Source organism: Colwellia sp. MB3u-8 (assembly GCF_014076985.1).
In the GTDB taxonomy this organism is placed as follows: Bacteria; Pseudomonadota; Gammaproteobacteria; order Enterobacterales; family Alteromonadaceae; genus Cognaticolwellia.
Genome location: NZ_JACGVA010000041.1, coordinates 15,059 through 34,490, shown reverse-complemented (window position 1 = coordinate 34,490; position 19,432 = coordinate 15,059). Strand labels below are relative to the sequence as shown.

Genomic DNA, 19,432 nt, shown 5'->3' with positions numbered 1-19,432 from the left:
CGTGTTAGCGCCGATGGTAGTGTGGGAGTTCCCATGTGAGAGTAGGACATTGCTAGGCTTCTATTTAGAGAGACCCGTAGCTGACGCTACGGGTTTTTTGCTTTCTGGGATTTGATAAATAAAGCCGAGTTAGCTTGCTGCAATCTCAAAGGCTACAAAGTTTTAAGAAAACCCTCTAATCTCAGTCAATAGCTTTTTTTTAATAGCTTATACTCATAGCATCAACTAAATTTCAACTTTTCTTAAACCTCTAGAACATAGCTAAATCACTGTTTTCACACAATAGTGCAAAGTTGATTTTTCCCACATCCTCATTCAAGTCTGTGTGTTTAAGATAGCGCAATTAAGAGCAAAGAAAATTTTATAGTTACAAGTAGATAGCCCTAAGCGGCAACTTCTAACTTAATAAAAGCGAAAAAAGCACTTTCTAAACATGAACACCATAAATCTATGCAAAATATTGTTGCCTTTTTGATGAAAAATATTATATTTTCTCAACAACAGTATACCGACTTATCTTTAGATCTGACCAGGACTTGTGGTGAAGTTAATTTTTTAAATCTAAGCTTCAAGCGGCATGTAATGAAGTAATAGTTGATTCTTTAACTGGTTTATATAATCGTCGTGGCTGTGATATTAGGTTAAAAGAATTAGATGTGAACAAGTGCATTCTTCATTAACAATAGATTTTGAACATTTCAAAAATTTAATGATAATTTCGGCCATGTTATTGGCGATAAAGTGATACAGCGCATTGTAAAAGTGATTACATCATCTATGTCGGATAACGATATTGCCGTTCGTTTTGGTGGTGAGGAATTTATTGTTATGGTAAATAAAACCAAAACGCAGGCATATGAAGTTGCAGAAAATATCAGGTTAGCGATTTCACAATTAAAACTGATGCAAAGAGACTCAAAAGCCTATCGACCTAAAATTTCTGTTTCTATTGGTGTAGTACAACGAGAAGAGGAATTAAACTGGGCAGCGATATTTGAACAAGCTAATACCGCTTTATATCAAACTAAAAATAGTGGCAGAAATATAAGCGTTTGTTTATAGGTGAGTATGACCCTGACACTTAACCTATGCTGCTCTTGATCTAGGCACTTTTCATATAGCTAAAGGCATTAATAAGCGGCAGTGTTTATTGATAAATACTGCCGCTTTTTTCAAGCTCAGTAAGGTATATACGAGTCATTAGCTCTAATTGATGATAGTTTGGTAACATATGTTGGCATAGTTGATAAAAGGCTTTGTTATGCTCTTTTTCTTTCAAATGGGCCAGTTCATGCACTACGATCATACTTAATAACGCTTCGGGTGCTCGCTTAAACATACTACCAATACGGATTTCGTTTTTACTTTTTAATTTATTGCCTTGTACGCGCGAAACATAAGTGTGCAAACCTAGCGCGTTGTTAACAACATGAATCTTATCATCGTACTTTACTTGACTAAGTGGGGCTGATTTTTTTAAATATTGTTGTTTTAACGCGATGGAGTATTCGCGTAATGCTTTATCAGTAGTGACTTTATGTGGCGCAGGAAATTGCGCCAATAAATAGGCTTTTAAGTTGTCTTCCTTAATAAGCTGTGCGACTTGCTGCTGTATATCAATAGAGTAATGAGATAAATACTTTAACGGTTTGGCCATGTGACTAAATAAGTTCTGTATTGTTGATGGTTGCGACTATAACAATAGTTTACGCTATTATAATTTAACTATTCATTGTTTTTTATTAAAATTTTTAGCGCTATTTATTGGAATATCATTATTACTTGCCTGTTCAAGGTAAATGCCAACAGCACAATCCGATATACCAAGGATTAAATCTTCCTTGTTTCAAACGTACAATACCGATAACTTTTTTAAAATACGCTTGGTATTTGGTTCTTCAATTAACGCCTCAAATAAATATTTTAGTTTTTACAGGCATATTGATGAAGTTAGTTACTTGAATATAAAGTTCGCCATTTTTATCTCTACTGAGCATTAGATCGAGTTAGTGATTTAATTAGTCAGTTTTGGCGAGATAAAAGCTAATTATAAAGACAGATCTTTAAGGGAGAACATAGCACTAAAGTGGTGACGTTGATGCTTTAAATATCGCCATTAAGTTTTCTACAAAGGTAGTATTGTTTTTATCTGATACCGATACCGTGATGCCAAATGGTGCAAAGTGTAGCGTTTCAGCTAATGCTGATGCGGACAAGCCTATTTTACTTAGCGTTAAACGATTGGTGGAAATTTCTTTTTCAATTCTTACTTGGATACTATTTTTTATTAAGCTTTCTTCTGCTTGAATAAGGTCTTTGCAAAGTGCCTGACCAGCGTGTATCAAATTAGCCCTAACTAGACTACTGGATACGTGATTGAATAAGCCTTCACATCGTTGAATAGTAAGAACTTTTGTTTCCTGCCAAAAATTTATTTCTGACTTACTGTAGACACTAATCAATATATTATGTTGCTGAAAATGTTTTTCAACAACAGCTCTAAATAATAGCTCTTTTGATTTAAATTGTTTATGTATAGTCACACGCGATATGCCAGCATAACGACTGACCATAGAAATATTTGCGGTATCGTAGCCGTGCTGAAAAAAACAATCCATAGCGGCACTGAGTATTTTATCGGTAGTACTTGGCAAATCATTTGCTCTTATTCATTGAAGTATCGATATACTAACGTGAGTGGTTACATTAAACAACAAGTTTACACTTGTTGTTAATGTGTAAACCTGTGTTATGATTCGCCTACTACTTTTATAATTTAACTTATATTTTGGGATTGATGTGAAGCGAATTTTTATGCTCGGAGCCGTTATTTTACTGCAAGCTTGTTCTGAACCAACAGAAGTCACAAAAGAGGCTGCACCTGTAGTGGTTCAACTCACTAGTGCCCGGCTAACAAGTTTAGTGAATGATTATGAATTTCCAGCCACGGTGTCGGCGGTGAAGAGTGTTGACCTTAAATTTGAAGTCTCAGGACGTTTGATTCTTGAGCGCCTTGTCGAAGGTAGTGAAGTTAAAAAAGGTCAAGTTTTAGCTAAAATTGATCCCAAACCTTTTCAACGCAAAGTGCAAGAAAGTCGCATTCGTCATGAAGACGCGCAACGAAATTTAAAACGTATTAAAGATGTTTTTGAAAAGAATGTTGCGTCGCAACGTGATTACGATGAAGCAAAATCTCAGTTCTCAATTACTAAAATAGCATTAACCAATGCCAAGCAAGATTTAAGTTACTGCACGATAAGAGCCCCATTTGATGCTGTTATTGGTGCTAGGTACATTGAAAATGATAGTTTAATTCGTACCGGAGATTCACTGGCTAATTTACAAGATAGATCAGCGCTTTATTTTACTTTTGAAGTGCCGGAACGCATTATGACCGCCAATGCCGGCAATCGCGATGTAAAAGCGACTGCTCATATTATTGGCCAGGAAGATAAGATATTTGACATACGTTATGTTGAACATAAAACCACGCCTGATCCCATTACTCAAACCTATGGTGTAACCTTTGCACTTGACGGTGAAATTGCGAAATCTTTTTATCCAGGCGCACGAGCCATTGTTAACATTAAACAAAATAATAGTCACTCTCAGACATTAATTATTCCATTAAGTGCATTAGTAGGTAATAACGACTCGGGCTTTAGTGTCTGGCGCTTTAATCAAGTACAAAATAGTCTGACTAAGGTCAAGGTCAAGGTTTCCAAGTTAAAAGGCGAATACGCCCTAATTTCTTTGGGATTAAGTCGTGATGATAAAGTGGTTTCTGCCGCAGTGGGGCAAATGCGTGAGGGGCTAATAGTCAGAGAATATAAGGCGACATATTAATGGATATTGCACGTTATTCGTTGACCAAGCCCGTTAATATTTGGCTTATGGCGATATGTTTTATTATTGGCGGCATTGTTGCTATGGGTAAAATAGGCCGCTTAGAAGATCCCGCCTTCACCATAAAAAAAGCCGTTATCTTTACCTATTATCCGGGGGCAAGTGCGGAAAAAGTTGAAAAAGAAGTTACTGAGCAAGTTGAAATAGCGCTGCAGCAAATGTGGCAATTAGATACGTTGAAATCAGTCAGTAAACCCGGTTTATCCCGAGTAACTATGGAAATACAACCACATATTGATGGGCCATTATTACCCCAAATTTGGGACGAACTACGCAAACGCCTTAGTGATATTGAACACGACTTGCCACTTGGCGCTAGTGCTCCAGTGGTTATTGACGATTTTGGTGACGTTTATGGCATTTATTATGCTTTATCTGCACCTGACTTTAGCGCTAATCAAATGCGCGAATTTTCCCGTATAATTCGTCGTGAAGTTCTCACCGTTGACGGGGTTGCTAAAGTAAAAATTGGCGGTATTTTAGAAGAAGAAATTGTTGCCACCATTGATAGCTACCAAATTGCCGGTTTAGGGCTTTCTTTTCCTGATATTCAAAAAGTACTGGCGAATAATTTAAAACCCTTTAGTGGTGGTAGATTATACGTTGGCGATAAAAAAATTAGGATCCCAGTTGAAAGCTCAACCAATAAAATAGCAGAAATAGAAAACCTCTCTATCGTTATTCCGGGTAAAAATGCCTCAATAAAGATAAAAGATATTGCTCAGCTCAGTATTGAACCTGTAGCTATCCCAAGTGGCTTAAAACGCTTTAATGGTGAACGTGCGATAACCTTAGCGGTATCGGCGCAAAGTGATATTAATATCGTTGAAGTTGGTAAGGAAATTTCCGCTAAACTGGCTGAAGTGCTCGCTAAATTACCGGCGGGTATTCAGTTATCATCTATTTATAACCAAGCGAAAATCGTTGATGAATCAGTTGACGGTTTTATCTTAAATTTGGAAATTTCAGTTGCTGTAGTGACCTTAGCGCTTTGTCTATTTATGGGTTGGCGTTCGGGCATTGTTGTTGGTGGCACTTTATTGATCACGGTATTAGGGACTGTCTTGATCATGTGGCTTTATGATTTACAACTACAACGTATTTCACTAGGAGCTTTGGTTATTGCCATGGGAATGCTGGTTGATAATGCTATTGTGGTAGCAGAAGGTATGATGCTGCGCATGGAGAAAGGTAAGTCGGCCATGGAGTCTGCCAGCTTTATTGTTAAACGTACACAGTGGCCATTACTGGGCGCTACGGTTATTGGTATAGCGGCGTTTTCCGGTATTGGTTTATCAGATGATGCTACAGGAGAGTTTTTATTTTCACTGTTCGCCGTCGTACTAATATCTTTGCTGTTAAGTTGGATACTTGCGGTAACGTTAACACCTTTATTGGGTAAATATTTTTATCAAGTGGGTGATAAAGCAGGTGTAGAAGCGTCGCATTCATTATTTCATCAAGCTTATTTAGTTGTTTTACGTAATGCTTTGCATTGGCGTGGTGTAACCTTAGGGTTATTGGTGGTGATTACGATTAGCGCCTACGCAAGCTTTGGTTTTATTAAACAAGGATTTTTCCCTCCTTCAAATACTCCAGTGTTTTTTGTTCATTACTGGGGTCCGCAAGACTCAGATATTAGAGCCACTGAAAAATATATGAAACAAGGTGAGAAGCTGATCCTTAGTACTGAAGGTGTTGAATCATTAGCAACTTTTATCGGTGAAAGTTCAGAACGCTTTACCTTAGTATTTGCTCCTGAATTACCGAATGAGAGTTATGGGTTATTTATGGTGCGAGCGCATGACGCAGCTGAGATCCCTCGCTTAGCGCAAGCAGTTGCTGATAAATTAAGATTAGCAAATCCTAAGGTAAATTTTTACGCAGAAATCATGCAATTTGGCCCTGGTGCGGGTGCTAAAATTCAGGCACGATTTTCTGGCGAAGATCCCGCTATTTTAAGGCAGTTAGCTGAGCAAGCAAAAGCGATTTATTTTGCAGATGGTAACATTCGTGATATTCGTGATGACTGGCGCGATAAAGGTATTGTTTTAGCACCTGAGTATGATGATATAGCGGCAGGCATTGCCGGTGTTTCAAGGAGTGATTTTAGTCAAGCGATAAAGTTTTATACTGATGGTTTGCAAATAGGGCAATTACAAGATGGCGATTACCTTTATCCAATTATTGCCAGAAATAGTAGCACGAATCCTGATCAATTAGCCGGCTTAGAAAACAGTTTGGTGTGGAGTAGTAGTCAACGAACTTATATTCCATTCAAGCAAGTGAGTGGCAAAATGAACTATGCCAGTGAAGAGCTACTGATTAATCGACGTGATCGTGTACGAACTATTACCGTTAAAGCGGAGGCCGGATACAATGAAACTACCGGTGAGGCGTTTAATCGTACACAAGATAAAATTGCTGCTATTGCTTTACCAGAAGGTTATAAACTTGACTGGGGCGGCGAATATGAGTCGTCACGTAAAGCGCAAGCTGCTTTAGGAAAAGGCTTGCCGCTGGGATTCTTAATTATGTTCATTATCAGTGTCTTACTCTTTGGTAAGGCTAGGCAGCCGATTATTATTTGGCTGATTGTACCTATGGCAGTGGTGGGCGTGGTTGCGGGCTTACTAATAGCAGACCTACCTTTTGGTTTTATGTCGTTACTGGGCTTTTTGAGCCTATTTGGTATGTTAATTAAAAATGCTATTGTGCTATTGGAAGAAATTGACTTACAAATTATTGAAGGTAAAGAAAAAGCAATGGCCATCGTTGAAGCAAGCTTGAGTCGTTTGAGACCAGTTTCACTGGCAGCTATCACCACTATATTAGGTGTTATGCCATTATTATTTGACCCTTTCTTTGCTGATATGTCGGTGACCATTATGGGCGGATTAGCGTTTGCCACTATCTTGACCATGATAGCCGTACCTGTGCTTTATAGTGTTTTTTATAATATTAAGGTAGAGAAAGTATAGCGCGGGTATTTAGTTAGTCACTAACGTGTTATCTAAATATAAAGTGCGGTGACTAAGGTTTATTCCTTAGCGATAAAGATAAAAGCGAACATTAACCTGTTCGCTTTTATGTTCAGGACGAAGGGGCAGTTTTTTTGTTCCAAACAAAAACTAAGTACCGGCATCCATGTTGGCAATATATTGATCACATGGCTGTTCATAGCCATCTCGGTAATTGCTCCTGCATTACCCTAATGACTTACCTAGATAAAGAACATACACGCCGATGTAAAAGAACGATGATATGCATTTTATCTAGGTCAACTTTATTCTATATTAAGTACTTTTTTCAAGGGCGTTAAATAGGGCTCAAAATGTCGCCATTGTTCAGTAGCACTTTTATAAATGGGTTGACGCACTTGCTCAGAGCTTGGGGTTTTAATATTGCGCTGGGTTTTATGAAAATCGACACACGATTGTTCAAATTCCAAGCCACAAAAATCAAGCATTCTTCGTACTTGTGTTTCTAAATCATCCACCACATCTTCATGATTTACCTTTAATACATAACCCGGTAAGACATCATCCCAATGTGCCATCAATTTTAAATAAGCTTGATAGTAACGACCCATGTCTTCAAGGTCGTAACTAAAGTCTTGTCCTTCGGCAAATAACTGTTTAAAACCGCTAAAACAGCAAGCCATGGGTGAGCGCCTGGCGTCAATAATTTTAGCATTGGGCAGGATTAATCGGATCAGGCCAATATGGAGAAAGTTATTGGGCATTTTATCAATAAATAAGGGCGCCTTTTCTCGGTAGACTTGAGTTTCGTCAATAAATTGCTGACCAAAGCGTTTGAAATACTCGGGATTAATTTCGTTTAAGTTTTTCGGATATTGGGCTTCTTGATCGCTTTGACTATGACTACGGCCTCGTAGTCGTGATGCCAAGCCTAATATATTGTGTAGCTCCATCGTGCCGTCAACTTGACTATGTGAAGCCAGTATTTGTTCAAGTAGCGTAGAGCCTGCGCGCGGTAAACCGACAATAAATATCGGATCGGGTAAATTAAGCCCTAAATTTCCACGGCTCTCAAACAGCTCAGCGGTACAGTATTTTATTTGCTCAGCAACTTGTTGTTCTACTTTGCTGATGTCAAAGCCACTATGAGCATGTTGTAATTTATTGCCTTCTTGGTAGGCTTGAAAGGCTTGGTTATAGTCTTCTCTGTCTTCAAAGGCTTTACCGGTAGCAAAATGTAGTTGAACCTTATCTGTTAGTGCTAAGGCTTTATTATTTTGCTGTGTTTGCATTTGAGCAATTTCTTCATCACTAAAACGGTAGGTTTTAGTATTGGCTAAACTCCAAAAAGCATCACCATAACTTGGGTTTAACTGGTAGGCTCTTTGGTAAGCCGTAATGGCTTTTTTTATGTCACCTTTAGTTTTTAGCGCATGGCCTAGCTGCAGTTGAAAGCCTGCAACTTGATCGTTTTGCTCTACAGCTTGTTCAAATAGGATGATGGCTTGCTCTATTTTACCTAAACCTGTTAAGGCACTCGCTTTAGCGACTTTGAAGCTCAGGTTGTCAGGTTGTATAGCGAGTAACTTTTCAACTTGCTGTTCTGCCACTTTGTATTTACCTAAACGAATAAGTAAATTGAGGTACTGAGAGCGCGCATTTATATGATTGGGCGCCAACTCAAGGGCACTGGCCAGTAAAAATTCAGCATCGTCATAAATTTTTAGCTCTACACCTATTTCAGCAAGCAGACACATGCCATCGATGTGGCGTTTATTATCTTGTAAAAAATGTCGACAAATTTGTTCCGCTTTTAATAACTTCCCTTCGTGCATTAATTCAGTTACCGCGAGTAAGGCCGGTGGTAATTTTTTTAGTTTCTCTAACTGATTGGCGGCTTTTTGCACATTGTCTTGTTGCTTTTCATCTCGGTACAGGTGAATTAATGCTTGCCAACTAGCGACTAAACTCGGGTTAAGTTTTACCGCCTTTTCAAATGAAATTTTAGCCAGTGCTGGTTCATCTAAGGCTAAATGGATAAAGCCTTGTTCTTGATTAGCGCGGCTATGTGTTTCATCCAGTTTAAGTAATTCATTAATACTGCTTAATGCCGCAGGGATAGTTTTTGCATAGCGTTGGGCAACGGCAATTAAATACCATAATTCAATTTGGTGCTCTTGGTCTGTGGTTTGTTTTTGTAGTTGTTTGCTTTGTGTAATGGCGTCATTGAATTTTGTTGTTTGGATCAATTGTTGAATTGATTTTAATTGCTCTTCAATAGCAGGGTGGGATCTTGTGTCCAATGACTTAGCTCCAGAGTAGGTTAGCGTATTATTTTTAGGTTAAAAAACGACTGTTTTATCAATAAAAAGCCGCTTGATACAGATATCAAACGGCCTTATTTATCATTTTAGTTTTGACTTAACTTAACTAGCTTTTAGTAATCAATCTAGACTTAATAAAAGTCGTACGAGAATCTAAAACCAATAGTACGAGGTCTGTTAGAAACTACTTTTGGCGTATACTGTTGAGTATCAATATATAATATTGCACTTTTATCAGTTAGGTTGTCGATGAAAAGCTCAGCTTTCCATTCGTCGTTAGTGATACCAAAGCTTAAATTTGCTACCACATAACTATCCTGTATATAACGACCACCGGCTAGGGTATCGCCATTACTGTCTTGATAATTAACGCCGGTATAAACATCAGCTTCTTTTTCAATGCTCAAACCTGAACCTGTGCCATAGATTAAATTAGTAGAGTCTTCTACCATGTACGCATCCATCACCATACCGGCAAGTCTCTCTCCGGTATAACTGATTGAACCGTTAACATAACCTGTCATACCTTGGCCAATTGGATAGAAATACTGGGCTTGTAAATTACCTGAAAATTCAGCTGAATACGGTAATCTACTGCCTTCTGGTGGCGCAATACCATTAAGCTGGGCATTAACTGACGTTAGCTCGGCATTTATCAAACTAAAAGCACCAGAGATAATTAAGTTATCTGTTGCAACCCAACTAAAGTCACCATCAATACCTTTAATTTCAGCATCACCAACATTATCAGTAAATACTAAGAAGCTGATATTGGTAGGGTCATATCGTGATGTTTGCAGATTAGATATTTTTGAATAATAGGCCGTAGCGTTGAAGCGTAAGTTTTGATCAAATAATGTTGATTTAAAACCTAATTCTACGTTATCTAAGCTATCAGTTGTTGAGTACACTGGAATGCGGAAACCATCAAATGCGCCTTCTTGACTTTTAGCTGAACCACCACCCACTCGGTTAGTAACCGGTGGTCTAAAACCTTCTGAATATGATGCAAATACCATCACATCGTCATTAACTTGCCAATCAACTGAAGTTTTGATAATCGTATCATCAACGGTTAACGTGCCGTCACTATCAAGTAAGTCAGTTTCTAGTTGGCCACTAGCAATAGCTGATTGAATTGCTGCTGCTTCGTCAGTACCAAAAAACTCAGTTAATGCTGCTTCACTTCCGTCACCAAAGGCACGTAAACGACCACTGACATCGGCGGTTGTTGTAGAGCCTTTATAAATGTCATCAATTTGATACCAACGGGCACCAAAACTTGCGGTGACTGTGTCAGTAATATCATACTCGAACTGACCAAATACGGCGATTTGATCTATGGTATGAGTAACATCATTAACAAAACTTACTTCTGAAGGGAAAGGGCCGTCACCACTGTTAACGCCTTCATTTCCTACAAGTGTTCTTGCCAAATTAGGAAACTTCTCGGTATTCGCTATTTTGAATTGACCAACGGTTGATAACTCTTGCGTGTCGTAAAATACACCTGCGGTTACACGCCAGCGATTTTCAGCTGAGGTATTCATACGCAATTCGTGTGTAGTACGAGAGGTGCTAGTTTCTTCTTTATAATACTTAGTCGGGTCAAGACATTCTTGTTCTGCTTCAGGAACACCTGAATAGTTACAAACATAATAAGCAGAAAATGAACCACCGTTAGTATAGCCAGTGTAATCAATCGTTGAATTGATATCTCTGTTGAGATAACCACCGGTATAAACCACGGTAAGTTGCTCAAGTCGGCCTTCTAATGTCCAAGTCGTTAAACCAAAATCATCATTGTTGTTTTCTGGCATAAAACGACTTGTTGATGTTTCACCCTTAAGGTTTGGATCGTAAGAAAACACACCTTCTGTATCAAGTGACTGTTGAGTATGTTGAACTAAAAGGTCCCAGTCATTATTGATTAAATAAGATAAACCAAAGCGAGCACCGGCATAACTTGCTGTGTTAAAATTTTCTTCTACTAAAGCAGCATTTTGTGGTGCGGTAACAGAAATATTTTCAGGATTAGTTAATACACCACCAGAAATTCGACTAATAACTTCTGCACTACCGGTATAACCACCCTCACCCGGAACATTGAGTACATTATCTATCCAACCACCTTGGTAGTCGTTGTAAGCAGCAACACGTACAGCCAACGAGTCAGATAAAGACATATTAAAATACGCTTCAACAGAGTTACTCATGTCGCCGCCTTTGGTGGTACTTGTGCTGGTATCAAAACCTGCAGCAAAACCATCATGGGTTGGCTTGTTCGTGATTAAGCGTACGGTACCTGATTGAGAGCTAGCACCAAAAAGTGTGCCTTGTGGCCCAGGCAAAACTTCTATACGCTCAACATCAGTAGCATAAATATCTAAGTTACGTCCTTGCATTGATACCGGTTGCTCGTCTAAATAGAAAGCAACAGAAGGTTGTAGTGCTTGAACTGATGAAACTGAGATATTAGTTTGCGTAGTTGCTGCGCCACGAATATATATTTCATTTTGGCCAGGACCTGTACCCTGAAAAACTACGTTGGGTAAAAACTCTACGTATTGGTCAAAATTAGAAACGCCAAGTTTTTCTAAGCTATCACCGGTTAAGGCGGTAACAGTTACAGGCACTTCTTGAATTGATTCAACGCGTTTAGTCGCTGTAACTTCAATAGTCTCTATTGACGCTCTCTTTTTTGTTTCTTCAGCGTATAAAGTGCCTGACGCTGCTAGTGCGGTTAACACAGCGCAGTGTAGTTTAGTGAATTTCATATTGATTTTCCCTTGGTATTTTTATTGTGAAGAGCCTAATACACTTAGAACTCTAACTACAAATACACTTAGAACTCTAAATATAAATACCATTAGAGTTCTAAGTATATTTGGCTTTCGTAGTATCTTAACAAAATATAGGAATTTATTCAAAAATATAATAAAGTGCTTTTTTTTTAGTGAAAGTATAATAAAGTGCTCTTTTTCAGTGAAGTCTCGTTATACGGGTCATTGTTCACACAAGTGACTATTTACACCTTGATTAACAAGATATAATATCAACACAAATTAAATTTAGGGGAAGGCTTTGTCTTTATCCGCCAATAGTCAATTAAATAAGACAGTATTCGTTAGTGCATCATCTATCATTATTGCTCTTTTACTTTATACAGTAGCGCTACCTGAACAGGCACAGAGTCTGTTTACGCTTATTCAAACAAGCATTGTTGACAACGGCAGTTGGTTCTATGTACTCACCGTCGCTTTTATCTTCTTTTTTGTTATTTTTTTAGGATTCTCTCGTTACGGGGATATTCGTTTAGGGCCTGATCATGCGACCCCCGATTATTCTATGCTGACTTGGCTTTCTATGTTGTTTGCTGCTGGAATGGGTATTGGCTTAATGTTCTTTGGTGTAGCAGAGCCATTGATGCACTATTTGTCGCCACCTACGGCAGAAAAAGGCACGGTTGCTGCGGTGCAAGAAGCAATGAAAATGACATTTTTCCATTGGGGACTACATGCTTGGGCTATCTACGCCATTGTGGCCTTGGTATTAGCTTATTTTAGTTATCGCCATAATTTACCCTTAACGCTACGTTCTGCATTGTACCCCTTAATTGGTGAACGAATTTATCAATGGCCAGGGCATTTAGTTGATATTTTTGCTGTGGTCAGTACGGTTTTTGGTGTCGCCACCTCATTAGGTTTAGGCGCGTCGCAGGTAAATGCAGGTTTCGGCTATTTGTTCGGTATTGAGGTTTCTACAACCAATCAAATCATTATAATGATTGGTATCATTGGACTTGCCATTATCTCTGTTGCGACCGGTTTAGATAAGGGGATTAAAATACTTTCTGAAACCAACATGGTATTAGCGGTTATCTTGTTAACTTTGATTTTTGTACTCGGTCCAACGGTGTTTTTATTACAGGCTTACTTACAAAATATTGGTGATTATTTAGCTGATATAGTACATAACACCTTTAATTTATTCGCTTATAAAAAGACCACTTGGATAGGTGGTTGGACGATATTCTATTGGGGGTGGTGGCTTGCTTGGGCACCTTTTGTTGGCTTGTTCATTGCTAGAATCTCTCGTGGTCGCACGATTAGAGAATTCATTGTTGGTGTCATGTTAATACCCACCGTATTTACTTTGTTTTGGATGACTATTTTTGGTACCAGTGCCATTGATTTAGTGCATAACCAAGGAGTGGTAGAATTAGGTGAAATGGTCAGTAAAGACTCATCAGTGGCATTATTTGTTTTTCTAGAAAACTTCCCATTATCTACATTGCTGTCTTTCTTTAGTGTCTTGATGATTGTGATATTTTTTGTCACCTCTTGTGATTCTGGTGCTATGGTAGTGGATATGCTCTGTTCGCACGGCAGTAATAACACACCCTTGTGGCAACGAGTTTATTGGGCGGTAGGTATTGGCATGGTCGCAGGGATTTTATTGTTAGCGGGTGGACTTGGTGCTCTGCAGACTATGACTATTGCCAGTGCCTTGCCTTTTTCTATCGTACTACTGCTTGCTATTGCTGGCTTGATTAAAGCATTGAGAGTGGAAGCTTTTAAACAAGACAGCCAGCTTATAGCAGCGGTACCTCATTCAAACAATGATCGTGATGATAGCTGGCAGGTGCGGTTAAATAATATTGTTGATTACCCAAACAAGGGTAATGTTAATAAATTTATTAGTAAGACCGTTGTACCTGCGTTTAAATCCGTTGCTGATGAACTAAAGAAAAACCAAATCAATGTGGTTGTTTCGGAAGAAAATGGCCTGAGTTTATTGGTTACACATGGTGAAGAACAGCAGTTTGTTTATCGGGTGCTTGCTCGAAAGCATTCACAACCAGACTTTGCTAATGAAGCCGATGATGATGAGCACAATTATTATCGAGCAGAAGTTCATTTAGGTGAAGGTGGACAAGATTATGACATTATGGGTTGGTCGAAGGCGGCAGTGATCAATAATATTATTGATCAATACCATAAACATTTGCACTTTTTACATTTGTTACGTTAACAACTAACGGCGTCAGTTTTACTGATATTACTGGCGCTCGTTACATATAATCAGAGCCTATAACAAAATTGTTATAGGCTCTAATTCTAATAGCGGTGCAGCATCTATTTTGTCGGCATCCATCATATGTGATAAACGCTCCATTGAAGACAGCAATTGTGATTGTTCCCATTGCTCTAAATTAGAAAATTTTTCAATAAAATGTTGTTGCAATGCTTGCGGTGCCTTAAGCAAAAGCGCTTTTCCATCATCAGTTAAATACAGGCCGACTTTACGTTTGTCATGTGTATAACGCACTCTTGAAATAAGGTTTTTATTTTCTAACCGATCAATAATATTGGTCACCGTTGCGGGACTTAAATTAACTTTCTTAGCAACTTGGCTTGAATTGATACTGTATTCTTTATCGATCTCTAACATAATTAATAATTGTGGGCTGGTTAAGCCGGATGTTTTATTAAGATGTTTTGAATGTAAATCAATGGCGCGTATAACTTTTCTTAAGGAAATTAATAATTCCTGGTGTTTTTCCATAACAGTAGACTCCTAACTCCTAACTTTAAAATTCCGTAGTCTAATCAAAATTATAACGACCGACTAGAGAAATTATTGAAATAAACACTATTTAACTAAAATTACTTGAGTTTTTTTCAAATAACCAATAGCTATGATGGCTGAAAAGTCACGATCTCTCAATATAAAAATAACAGAGTAGGTAAATATGAAATTTCCAAAAATAGGACCTGCGTTTCTTGTTACAGCAGCGTTTATTGGTCCAGGGACGATAATTACCGCCTCAATGGCTGGCGCAAATTATGGTGTATCACTTGTTTGGGCATTGCTATTTGCTATGTTTGCGACGTTAATTTTGCAAGAAATGGCGGCAAGGCTGGGTATCGTTAGTCAACAAGGTTTAGGCGAAAATATACGACAGGCGATTAAGCACCCGTTTGCTAAGGCTTGTGTTGTTATGCTGGTGGTGAGCGCTATTGTGGTGGGTAATGGCGCTTATCAAAGTGGCAATATTTCAGGCGCAAGTTTAGGCTTAGTAGGTGTTGCAGAACAGTTAGGTTTTAAAGTGGCTTTTGGAGCTATTATTTTTCCAATCATAATTGGTTTGCTGGCTTTTGTCTTACTTATTACCGGTAGTTATAAAGTCATTGAGCGAGCTTTAGTGGTGTTAGTTGGCTTAATGAGTATTGCATTTATAGTGACATTTTTTTTAAGCAAGCCGCAATGGCGCGAGTTAATGAGCAGTTTTGTCGCCTTTGAATTACCCACAGGCGCAACACTCACGGTTATTGCTCTCATTGGCACGACAGTCGTGCCCTATAATTTATTTTTACATGCTTCAACGGCCAGTAAAAAATGGCAGTCAGTTAATGATATATCAACAGCCAGGAAAGATTTACTGCTATCTATTCCGCTTGGGGCTTTAATATCAGTAGCTGTACTTTCAACCGCGGCTTCGGCCTTTTTTGGTCAGCAACTCAGTTTGCAAAGTGCTGCCGACATAGCACCTGCGCTACAGCCGCTATTTGGTGACTCTGCAAGTTTATTTCTTGGCCTTGGCTTATTTTGTGCGGGCATATCATCTGCGATCACCGCCCCTTTAGCTGCGGCCTTTGCGTTAAGTGGTATTTTAAATTTAGACAAAAACCTTAACGCTTTTGGCTTTAGATTAACCTGGATGATTATTTTAATTATTGGTGTTGTTGTCAGCAGCGCAGGTTTTAAACCCGTTGCTGTTATTTGGTTTGCGCAAGTAGCCAATGGTATTCTGCTACCTTTGATCAGTATTTTTCTCTTATGGATTATGAATACAAAAGTACTAGGTAAGTACCGCAATAATTTATGGCAGAACATGGCTGCGGCCGGTGTTATTTTGATTACCTTACTCTTGAGTGGGCGTAGCTTGATGTCAGCGTTTGGTTTGCTGTAAGCACTGAGTATTGATCACTATATAAAAACACAGCTTTATCTAGAATAATATTAATCGCCTACAAGACATAAAAGACCCTTAAATCAGATGGTTTAAGGGCTTTTTAGTGTTAACTAATGATTAAAAACCACATTGTTTACCTTGGTTTTTATCTTTTAACCAAGTATGCAAGGGGGCAAAATAATCAAGAATAGCGGTTGCATCCATTTGTTCATTGCCAGTTAATACTTTATACGCTGCTTGCCATGGCTGACTTGAGCCCATTTCAAGGACGGTATTTAATGCGGCACCGGCATCTTTGTTGTTATAAATAGAACAACGATGAATAGGGTCAGTATTACCTGAAATTTCACATAGGGCACGATGAAATTCAAATTGCTGAATATGGGCTAAGAAATAACGAGAATAAGGTACGCCAGCGGGTACATGGTATTTGGCACCCGGGTCAAAAGCATCGATGTCACGATCAATTGGGGCGGTTACCCCTTGATATTTTTCACGTAATTCCCACCAAGCGCTATTATAGTTTTCAGGGGTAACTTCACCGGAATAAACTTTCCAACGCCATTGATCAACCATCAAACCAAAGGGAATAAAGGCAATTTTATCTAGCGCCATTTTCATTAATAAACCAATATCTTTTGATTCATCAGGAATGGTGTCAATTAAACCAATCTCTTTTAAGTATTTAGGTGTTACTGACAGGGCTATGGTGTCACCAATAGCTTCATGGAAACCGTCGTTAGCACTGTTTTGATAATAAACGGGCTGGTTTTGGTAAGCTCGTTGATAAAAGTTATGACCTAATTCGTGATGAATAACCGAGAAGTCTTCACCGGTTTTTTGGATGCACATTTTAATGCGAATATCATCTTTAGCATCTAAGTCCCATGCTGAGGCATGACATGCCACATCTCGGTCAGCGGGCTTAGTAAATAATGAACGTTGCCAAAATGTAGCGGGTAATGCTTCAAAGCCAAGTGAAGTAAAAAAGCTTTCAGCGCCTTTTACCATTTTAATTTCGTCGTAATTATGGCTGGCAAGTTGTTTGGTAACATCATAACCAGGATCAGCATTTTCAGGTGCCACCAAGTCATAAATATTGCCCCACGATTGTGCCCACATATTACCTAATAAATGCGCCGGAATAGGTTGGTCTTGTGGCACTTTATCTTCGCCGTACGTTTTGCCTAATTCACTGCGCACATAACAATGTAGATCATCGTATAAGGGTTTAATTTGTCCCCATAAACGGTCAAGCTCTTTAGCAAAATCATCAGCAGGCATATCGTAATTAGAACGCCACATTGCGCCTAAGTCTGCATAACCTAGTCCTTGTGCTCCTTCGTTGCCAAGTTCTGCTTGGCGAATATATAAGGGCTTCATCGCTGGGCTAATGGTGCGCCAACCTTGCCACATTTCTAATAATTCATCGTAGTTACGAGAGGTTGCCATGGTAGCGGTCATCTCGCCTAAACTTAAGGTTTCGCCCGATTTTGTGGTGTAATTACCTTTACCATATAGGCTATTTAATTCAGCGCCAATTTTTGCTAACTCAGCCGATTTAGCTGAATCTTGTGGTGCTGGCATCACTAAGCTCTGCTTTAATATATTGAGTTTTCTGCGTTGATCTGCACTGACGTCTACAGCGTCAAATTTAGCGGCTTGCATGGCAAACCGAACCCCAGCTTCTGTCGACTTTTGATCTGCTGCTGCGGCAAGTGCTGACGTGTCTTGCGTAATAAAGTTTGAATTGATCCAAGCCGCACGACTGCCTTCAAGGTTAAGTTGCACTAGCTCTTGTTCGGTAGCTGCTAAGAATTTTTCTGCCTCTTGAGCCGTTAACGCTTTACTTACTACAGTGGTCGATTTAGCTGCATTTTCTACTGTGTTATCACCATTACAAGCACTTAGGCTTGCTGCTACCAAGATAGCTGCTGTGGTTAATTTAAATCTCGATTGCATAAGTATCCATTATTGTTTTTGTTAGCGCTTGATTTGCGCCTTAATCAACTTAATATAAGCTTATGGCTAGTGTAGATTGAGATCAGCAGCTTGGCAATAGTCTTGATTTTGTTGAGTACATTCGGGGGAGTGGATAAATTTTGGACAAAAAAAAGCCCAGCGAAAGGGGTGCTGGGCCATCATATAAAATATACTAGGGAAAGTATGAAATTTGCGTTTCAAAAATTGCTTCAAGAAATGCCAAAAAATTATAGCTATATTAGGTGTTTTTAACTGTGTTTTTTGTGTAATAGTTTGTAATGAATGAGAAGCGTAATAGCAAAAAACTCAGTAATAAAATTTGAAGGTTAAAATATTATACAGAGAGTAAGTCGAAGTACATTCTTTATCAGCCACTAGGTTACCAGTCACTAGCCAAATACCTATTGAGATAACTTTAAGGTATTAATATTGCTGTATAGAAAGTTAAATGGGCACGCATTTTTAATCTAGTGGCCATTAATTGACTTTTTTGGGACTTTGTTTAGACTTTTTTTAGTTCTGCATTTAATCCTAGTTGCGTTAGTTTAAACGCTTGTTTAAACTACTTGTATTAATTTGTTGATTACACTAGAACTACGGCGTTATTTACCTATGAGCACGAAGAATAAAATATTAGATGCAGCAGAAAGTTTGTTTGCAAATAAGGGCTTTAATGGTACCTCTCTACGTGAAATAACCGGTCAAGCCGATGTAAACTTAGCTGCGGTTAATTATCATTTTGGCTCGAAGAAAGAATTAATTAAAGCGGTTATGTCTCGTTACATGAATGAGTTATCTCCGCGTTTAGAAAGTGCTTTAAGGCAAGTCTGTGAAATAGAATCACCTAACCTAACTGACGTGTTTTCTGCCTTTATCGATCCGCTATTATCCTTAAACCAGTTTAAAGACAATGGTACCAGTAATTTTTTGCAGCTTTTAGGCAGAGGTTATACTGACAGCCAAGGATTTTTACGCTGGTTTTTAACCACTCAATACCCAGGTGTTATTGATAATTTTGTTTTAGCGGTACAAAAATCTTACCCAGAGTTAAGTGCTGAAGAGATGTTTTGGCGTTTACATTTTACCATGGGCACAGTGGTTTTTACCATGTCTTCAAGTGACGCTTTGATTGATATTGCTAAAAGTGATTTCGACCGTGAACTGCAAATTTCAGATGTTATCCGTAATGTTATCCCCTATGTTGCGGCCGGTGTTGGTGCACCTATGCCTTTGAAACGTTAAGTTGGGCTTGAGCTGAG

Annotated in this window: 11 protein-coding genes and 1 pseudogene; 6 read left to right on the top strand and 6 right to left on the bottom strand. The window is 38.7% G+C overall.

Features of this window, described 5'->3' with window-relative positions:
- Positions 1–708: 708 nt before the first annotated feature.
- Positions 709–1,062 (top strand): annotated as a pseudogene (locus H4J54_RS04480) (GGDEF domain-containing protein); the annotation flags it as partial.
- 85 nt (positions 1,063–1,147) lie between these two features.
- Here H4J54_RS04480 and H4J54_RS04475 read toward each other — a convergent pair.
- Both H4J54_RS04475 and H4J54_RS04470 read right to left on the bottom strand, forming a co-directional pair.
- The gene (locus H4J54_RS04475; protein ID WP_182189749.1) at positions 1,148–1,657 is read right to left on the bottom strand and encodes a M48 family metallopeptidase; all 510 of its coding nucleotides are present in this window, start codon (positions 1,655–1,657) and stop codon (positions 1,148–1,150) included.
- Positions 1,658–2,081: 424 nt separating this feature from the next.
- Entirely contained in the window at positions 2,082–2,654 is a 573-nt protein-coding gene (locus tag H4J54_RS04470) for a TetR/AcrR family transcriptional regulator (protein WP_182189748.1), read from the bottom strand.
- Positions 2,655–2,799: 145 nt separating this feature from the next.
- Between H4J54_RS04470 and H4J54_RS04465 the strand changes: the two genes are divergently transcribed.
- Positions 2,800–3,846, top strand: a complete 1,047-nt coding sequence (locus H4J54_RS04465; protein ID WP_182189747.1) for an efflux RND transporter periplasmic adaptor subunit — start codon at positions 2,800–2,802, stop codon at positions 3,844–3,846.
- Positions 3,846–6,887, top strand: a complete 3,042-nt coding sequence (locus tag H4J54_RS04460; protein ID WP_182189746.1) for an efflux RND transporter permease subunit — start codon at positions 3,846–3,848, stop codon at positions 6,885–6,887. Before H4J54_RS04465 ends, H4J54_RS04460 begins: the two co-directional genes overlap by 1 nt.
- 305 nt (positions 6,888–7,192) lie before the next feature.
- On the opposite strand, the gene H4J54_RS04455 is transcribed toward H4J54_RS04460, so the two are convergent.
- Both H4J54_RS04455 and H4J54_RS04450 read right to left on the bottom strand, forming a co-directional pair.
- The gene (locus H4J54_RS04455) at positions 7,193–9,190 is read right to left on the bottom strand and encodes a tetratricopeptide repeat-containing sulfotransferase family protein (RefSeq protein ID WP_220464135.1); all 1,998 of its coding nucleotides are present in this window, start codon (positions 9,188–9,190) and stop codon (positions 7,193–7,195) included.
- Positions 9,191–9,342: 152 nt separating this feature from the next.
- The gene (locus H4J54_RS04450; protein WP_182189745.1) at positions 9,343–11,988 is read right to left on the bottom strand and encodes a TonB-dependent receptor; all 2,646 of its coding nucleotides are present in this window, start codon (positions 11,986–11,988) and stop codon (positions 9,343–9,345) included.
- 307 nt (positions 11,989–12,295) lie between these two features.
- Between H4J54_RS04450 and H4J54_RS04445 the strand changes: the two genes are divergently transcribed.
- Positions 12,296–14,245 carry a choline BCCT transporter BetT gene (locus tag H4J54_RS04445; protein WP_182189744.1) on the top strand — a complete coding sequence of 650 codons (1,950 nt, stop codon included), beginning with the start codon at positions 12,296–12,298 and terminating at the stop codon, positions 14,243–14,245.
- Positions 14,246–14,302: 57 nt separating this feature from the next.
- Here the strand turns inward: H4J54_RS04445 and H4J54_RS04440 are convergent, their stop codons facing one another.
- Positions 14,303–14,779, bottom strand: coding sequence for a MarR family winged helix-turn-helix transcriptional regulator (locus H4J54_RS04440; RefSeq protein ID WP_182189743.1), 477 nt, complete (start codon positions 14,777–14,779; stop codon positions 14,303–14,305).
- A 187-nt stretch (positions 14,780–14,966) separates the two neighbouring features.
- Here H4J54_RS04440 and H4J54_RS04435 point away from each other — a divergent pair, with 187 nt between their 5' ends.
- Positions 14,967–16,187, top strand: coding sequence for an Nramp family divalent metal transporter (locus tag H4J54_RS04435; RefSeq protein ID WP_182189742.1), 1,221 nt, complete (start codon positions 14,967–14,969; stop codon positions 16,185–16,187).
- 120 nt (positions 16,188–16,307) lie between these two features.
- On the opposite strand, the gene H4J54_RS04430 is transcribed toward H4J54_RS04435, so the two are convergent.
- Entirely contained in the window at positions 16,308–18,152 is a 1,845-nt protein-coding gene (locus tag H4J54_RS04430; RefSeq protein WP_182189741.1) for a M2 family metallopeptidase, read from the bottom strand.
- A gap of 633 nt (positions 18,153–18,785) precedes the next feature.
- Between H4J54_RS04430 and H4J54_RS04425 the strand changes: the two genes are divergently transcribed.
- Positions 18,786–19,415 (top strand): TetR/AcrR family transcriptional regulator, encoded by a 630-nt coding sequence (locus tag H4J54_RS04425; protein ID WP_182189740.1) that lies wholly within the window; start codon positions 18,786–18,788, stop codon positions 19,413–19,415.
- Positions 19,416–19,432 lie beyond the last annotated feature (17 nt).

Excerpts from the sequence above, each read along its gene's own strand:
- H4J54_RS04440 (WP_182189743.1), bottom strand. The coding sequence starts at position 14,779 with ATGGAAAAACACCAGGAATTATTAATTTCCTTAAGAAAAGTTATACGC.
- H4J54_RS04450 (WP_182189745.1), bottom strand. The coding sequence starts at position 11,988 with ATGAAATTCACTAAACTACACTGCGCTGTGTTAACCGCACTAGCAGCG.
- H4J54_RS04475 (WP_182189749.1), bottom strand. The coding sequence starts at position 1,657 with ATGGCCAAACCGTTAAAGTATTTATCTCATTACTCTATTGATATACAG.
- H4J54_RS04425 (WP_182189740.1), top strand. The coding sequence starts at position 18,786 with ATGAGCACGAAGAATAAAATATTAGATGCAGCAGAAAGTTTGTTTGCA.
- H4J54_RS04460 (WP_182189746.1), top strand. The coding sequence starts at position 3,846 with ATGGATATTGCACGTTATTCGTTGACCAAGCCCGTTAATATTTGGCTT.
- H4J54_RS04430 (WP_182189741.1), bottom strand. The coding sequence starts at position 18,152 with ATGCAATCGAGATTTAAATTAACCACAGCAGCTATCTTGGTAGCAGCA.
- H4J54_RS04435 (WP_182189742.1), top strand. The coding sequence starts at position 14,967 with ATGAAATTTCCAAAAATAGGACCTGCGTTTCTTGTTACAGCAGCGTTT.